We start from the raw sequence: 5,323 nt of genomic DNA, 5'->3' as shown, positions 1-5,323 counted from the left end.
CCTCAACCAATACAGCAGAGTTTTCCTTATTAATTAATGATGAAATTTTATCAATCGAAGTATTTAAATCAACGAAAGGAAAAGTCGCAGTCATGATTTCTGAAATCGGAGCTGATTTTAATCCCGGGTTTTCAAGCAAAGCCGATAAAATGTCACTTTCTGCTATTTTACCAACAATCATACCTTGTTGCGTTACCGGAATTTGAGAAATGTTCATCGATTTGATGGTGTTAATGGCTTCCAAAACAGTTTTAGTTGCATCAAGTGTTACAATTTCTGTTGCTTCTTTCTTTGCTAAAATTGATTTCGCAGTTAATTTTTCATCTTGCAAAAATCCACGCTCACGCAACCAATCCTCGTTATACATTTTACCCATATAGCGACTTCCGTGGTCATGAAAAATAACCACAACCACATCTTCTGGCTTCAGTTTATCTTTCAACTGAATTAAACCACCAATTGCAGCACCAGCCGAATTACCCACAAAAATACCTTCTTTACGTGCGATATCGCGGGTCATCAAGGCCGCATCTTTATCCGTAACTTTCTCAAATAAGTCAATCACATCAAAATTTACGTTGGCAGGTAAGAAATCTTCACCTATCCCTTCAGTGATGTATGGATAAATTTCATCCTTATCAAAAATGCCGGTTTCCTTATATTTTTTAAAAACAGAACCATAAGTATCAATTCCCCAAACCTGAATATTTGGATTTTTCTCTTTTAAATATTTACCTGTTCCAGAAATTGTACCACCAGTGCCTACACCAACTACCAAATGCGTAATTTTTCCTTCAGTTTGTTCCCAAATTTCAGGACCAGTTTGCTCGTAGTGAGCGGCCGTATTCGCTAAATTATCGTATTGATTTGGTTTCCATGAGTTAGGAACTTCACGCTCTAAACGAGACGAAACAGAATAATACGAACGTGGGTCTTCAGGTTCAACATTTGTCGGACAAACAATTACTTCTGCTCCAAAAGCACGCAAAGCATCAACCTTTTCTTTAGATTGTTTATCAGTTGTGGTGAAAATACATTTGTAGCCTTTTATAATAGCAGCCATGGCCAAACCCATCCCCGTATTTCCTGATGTGCCTTCTATAATCGTTCCGCCTGGCTTCAGTTTACCACTTTTTTCGGCGTCTTCAATCATTTTCACCGCCATACGGTCTTTAATCGAGTTACCCGGATTTGTAGTTTCTATTTTAGCCAGAATTGTACCCGGAACGTTCTTCGTAATTGTATTGAGTTTTACCAGCGGCGTATTGCCAATGGTTTCGAGAATATTATTATACCACATGCTACAAAATTAAGCAAAGGCATTAAGTATTTTACAAACTATATTTTATTTGAAACATAATTTCGAATAAAATAAAAAAATAAAATTTTATTGCATAATCTATAAATATCATAGGCATTATAGATTGATTATTGGGCGAATTGCAATTATCAGTTTATTAGTTTGAAAAATCTTCACACCACACAAATGGCAATTTTTTTTTTGAAAATCAAAGTTTCGGTTTTCATAGGTGCTTCAGTCCCGTTATCGCCTATAGTCCTCATTTCGCTGCGCTTCATTGCGGGCTATTTGGCTCTACCGGGTTTATTATGAATGGTTGAATTTTCCATCGCAAAATAGCGCTACGCAAACCACAGTTGTTCAAACTAGCAGCGGTGCTAATATCGTTAAGCCAGCTTGTAAACTTTACCTGGCATGGAAATGATAATACCTTGCATTTCAAGCGTAAGTAAAATAATGGCAAGTTTACTTTGTTGTATATTTACATTTATGGCCAACTCATCTATCGAAAGCTGACTGCTTTGCAACGCATCAACAACCTTTTGCTCATTTGCAGTTAGATTAAGGTGCAGCGTTGTTTGGGTTTTTATCTTCTTGTTTTTTACCTCATCATCCCAACCGAGATAGTAAATTAAGTCATTCGCATTATTAATCAGTCCTGCCCTATTGGTTTTAATTAAGAAGTTGCAACCCTCAGAAAAAACATCATTTGTTCTCCCTGGGAATGCATAAACATCCTTATTGTACGAATTTGCAATTTCTGCAGTAATTAATGCTCCGCCTTTAATTGATGCTTCAACAACAATAGTTGCATCTGCAATACCGGCAATTATTCGGTTGCGTTGAGGAAAGTTCTGTCTATCAGGATTCGTTTTGGTTGGAAACTCTGAAAGCAAGCCGCCGTTAAGCACCATTTTTTGAGCTACGGGTTTATGAATCTGAGGATACAATCTATCCAGACCATGACCTAAAACACCCACTGTAGCAATATTACTTGAAACACATTCCTTATGCGTAGTTACATCTATTCCATAAGCTAAACCGCTAACAATTAAAACATCATAAGCGGATAAAACTTCGCAAAGCTGTTTACAAAGATTTCTACCATAATCCGTTGCATTTCTGGTACCTACAACACTAATAATTCTTTGATGATTTAAATCTGCCTGGCCTTTGAAATATAATAAGATAGGTGCATCAAAACAGTTTTTTAACCTTTTTGGATAGTTCTCATCAGAAAAGAACAAAACATCAATACCATGTTTCTCTACAAATTTGAGTTCTTCTTCTGCCCTTTTCAAAGCATCAGTATTTAAAATGGTTTCAACAGTCTTTTCACCAATTCCGGGGATTTGAAGTAGCTGTCTCTTAGTCGCAGAAAAAACAGCCTCTGCACTGCCACAATAAGCCAACAAATTTTTTGCATTTACCGGGCCAATGGATTTTATGAAAGTTAAAGCAATTTTATGAAGCGTACTCATGATTTTTAGGTAAAGGTTAATAAATGCGGGATGATTTATTTCCTTAAAAAGAGCCTAAAAATCGATATCTATCAAACTTTTAATGGGAATATGAATGTTATTTTTAAGTTGAATATATTTCTCTGTCACTGCCCAAACGGTGGTATCTACACGTTTCGGACCAATTGTAGTATTAAAAGTAATCACTGCCTTTGATTTAAACTCGTTCCCGAGCCTTTGTGCTTCATTAAGTTTAGTTTTTAATTCAACAGTTTGGTCTTCTTGTGCATTGATGATGTTTAAATAGCCTAAATGTTCCTTTTCTACAATCTCTATTGGCATAGTTTCTCTTTAACGATTAATGATATAACAAGCTTATCAAAATTTTAGAAAAAAAACAACCCTAAAAGATGATTTTATTGAATAATTAAGATAAAAAAAAAGCTCCGATGGAAATCGGAGCTTGATATAATTTATTGTTTAAGCTTTAATTTTCGGGTTTCAATCATCCCTTTAAACTCATGGTCTAATTGTTCATTATTGCTATCGATTACTTGTCTCGATACACCCGAAGTGCTACTTAATGCATTATCTTTCAAATACGAAGTGAAAGCACCAGTGGCAGAATAATTTAATGCTTGCGCCAATAACTTTTCAGAGGTATCGCCAAAATCTTTTGTTAAATCGTCGACTACGTCTTTATCCACAGTTAATCCATCAAAATAATCACCAAAATCAGCTTGGTTTTTAGTTTGAAATTGAGGAATGTACAAATCTTTTTTATCGATCCGGATAGAGAAGAAACCTACTGGCTTGCCATATGTTTTTCTACCAATTAACTTCACATCCATCACAGGTTTTAAGTTATTGATCAACAGCTCACTGGCAGAAGCGGTACCGCCTGCTACCAGAAAATAAACTCGTGTTAATCCATTTAAGCTTCCACGTTTGGCGAAAACCTCCTGATTACCCGCAGCAGCTGTTGGCTTATACGAATAATCAAAAAATGAATACAATCTGGTTACGCCATCATTTCCCTTAGCATAAAACTTTTGGTTTTGAAGAATGGTTGCCTGGGCATCCTGCATTGTTTTTGTCCAATAAGTGGTATACATCACCTTTCCACTCTGTGAAGATGGAGCGATTAAATTTGTGAAAGCTTCTGCTGTAGCCACTGAGCCACCACCGTTGTAACGTAAATCAACAATTAATTCCGTAACCCCGTCAGTACTAAATTTGGAAAATGCCGCATCAAGTAATGGAACAGAATTGGTAGTAAAACTGTTAAAAACAATATAACCTACTTTTTTTGCCCCGACAGTATAAGTATTCGAATACAAAATCGGGTTGATGTTGTAACTTCCTCTGTTGATAACTAGATCTTGCGAAGTTCCATCTGGCCTAACTACGGTTAATGAAATGCTTGGGTTGCTACCAAAAATACCATCGTTTAAATTATCAATATCGCTCTGACTGGTTCTTAATGTAGTTCTTCCATTCACGCGTGTGATTTGGTACCCTCTTCTCAAACCTGCTAATCCTGCAGGAGAGGTAGCATAAACCGACTTTACACGTAATAAATTGGAAGCATCATAATTTGCAGAGAAACCATAATCGCCACTTACCCCACCCAACTGACCAGCAACAGTACCATCATCAATGAAAGAATACTTGTCTTTTCCACCAGTACTTGGTAAAGCTGCTAAAGCTGCCAGCACCTGATTATCGCTTGAATATTTTCTCGGATTAAAGGTATCGTAATCCGGCATACCTACATTCCACAAATAAGTTTGCTTTGCATACAGGAATATAGAATCCCTGGTCAAGTAATCGCGATTGGCTGTTGGTGTTTGAAGTGTATTTTTCTCAGCAACCGGGGTACTATTGTCTGCATCTGGCTCAGCGCTATTTTTTTTTACAAGAAGCTAAAAACCCGCTTACACCAATCATCAAGAACACAATGCTCTTGTTCACGTTAACTTTTTTAAACATATTTATTTGTAAATTTCTAGTGACACAATATACGGCAAATTAATTAATTTGGATTGTTGTGCATCAAAATTACTTGCACCAACAACTAACGCATCCTTTGTAGATAAATTGTTGTCATTTAATATGTTCTGAAAAATTTCTGACTTCTGCTGTTTAAGTTCATCAGCGAAGAATACAGTTAGGTATTGCTCCAGCCCATTCCATTCGGTTTGCTTAATTTTATTAAGTTGTTGTTCAGGATTGCCGGCAGTAACAATAAATATCTTTTTTCGGTCTACAACCAATCCTTGCATAAATTCGAGCATGTTTTTGAACAGTAAAAGCTTTAACGGCAAACGGGCATTAAGGTGTAGCAAATCGAAGTTATGTTGATACTTCAAATCGATATCGAAAGCTGCAGCTGTTTTTTCAAACAAATTCCCAGGTCCGTTTTGCTCAAATTCATTTTTCATAAACCCGAGTATTGCCTGAGCATTTTTTAGTTCACTATACTCTATAAATTGCGCAAAAAGATAATAAACCTGAAGCAGGTAATCCTTTTCAGGGTACAGCACATCGTCAGTGTGTACGT

At 36.4% G+C, this 5,323-nt stretch carries 5 protein-coding genes; all 5 read right to left on the bottom strand.

What is annotated here, in order from left to right:
* Positions 1-1,300: pyridoxal-phosphate dependent enzyme (locus ON09_RS22280; protein WP_010603281.1), on the bottom strand; the 1,300-nt coding region annotated here is incomplete at its 3' end.
* A 386-nt stretch (positions 1,301-1,686) separates the two neighbouring features.
* Positions 1,687-2,781, bottom strand: a complete 1,095-nt coding sequence (dprA, locus tag ON09_RS22275; protein WP_010603280.1) for a DNA-processing protein DprA — start codon at positions 2,779-2,781, stop codon at positions 1,687-1,689.
* A 54-nt stretch (positions 2,782-2,835) separates the two neighbouring features.
* The gene (locus ON09_RS22270; protein ID WP_010603279.1) at positions 2,836-3,102 is read right to left on the bottom strand and encodes a hypothetical protein; all 267 of its coding nucleotides are present in this window, start codon (positions 3,100-3,102) and stop codon (positions 2,836-2,838) included.
* Between the two features lie 131 nt (positions 3,103-3,233).
* Complete coding sequence (locus tag ON09_RS24560) at positions 3,234-4,586, bottom strand: S41 family peptidase (RefSeq protein WP_010603278.1); 1,353 nt, start codon at positions 4,584-4,586, stop codon at positions 3,234-3,236.
* Between the two features lie 168 nt (positions 4,587-4,754).
* Positions 4,755-5,323: HAD hydrolase-like protein (locus tag ON09_RS22260; protein ID WP_010603277.1), on the bottom strand; the 569-nt coding region annotated here is incomplete at its 5' end.

This window comes from Pedobacter agri PB92, assembly GCF_000258495.1.
GTDB lineage: Bacteria > Bacteroidota > Bacteroidia > Sphingobacteriales > Sphingobacteriaceae > Pedobacter > Pedobacter agri.
Note: the sequence above shows the minus strand (reverse complement) of the source record. Positions and strands in the feature narration are given on the sequence as shown.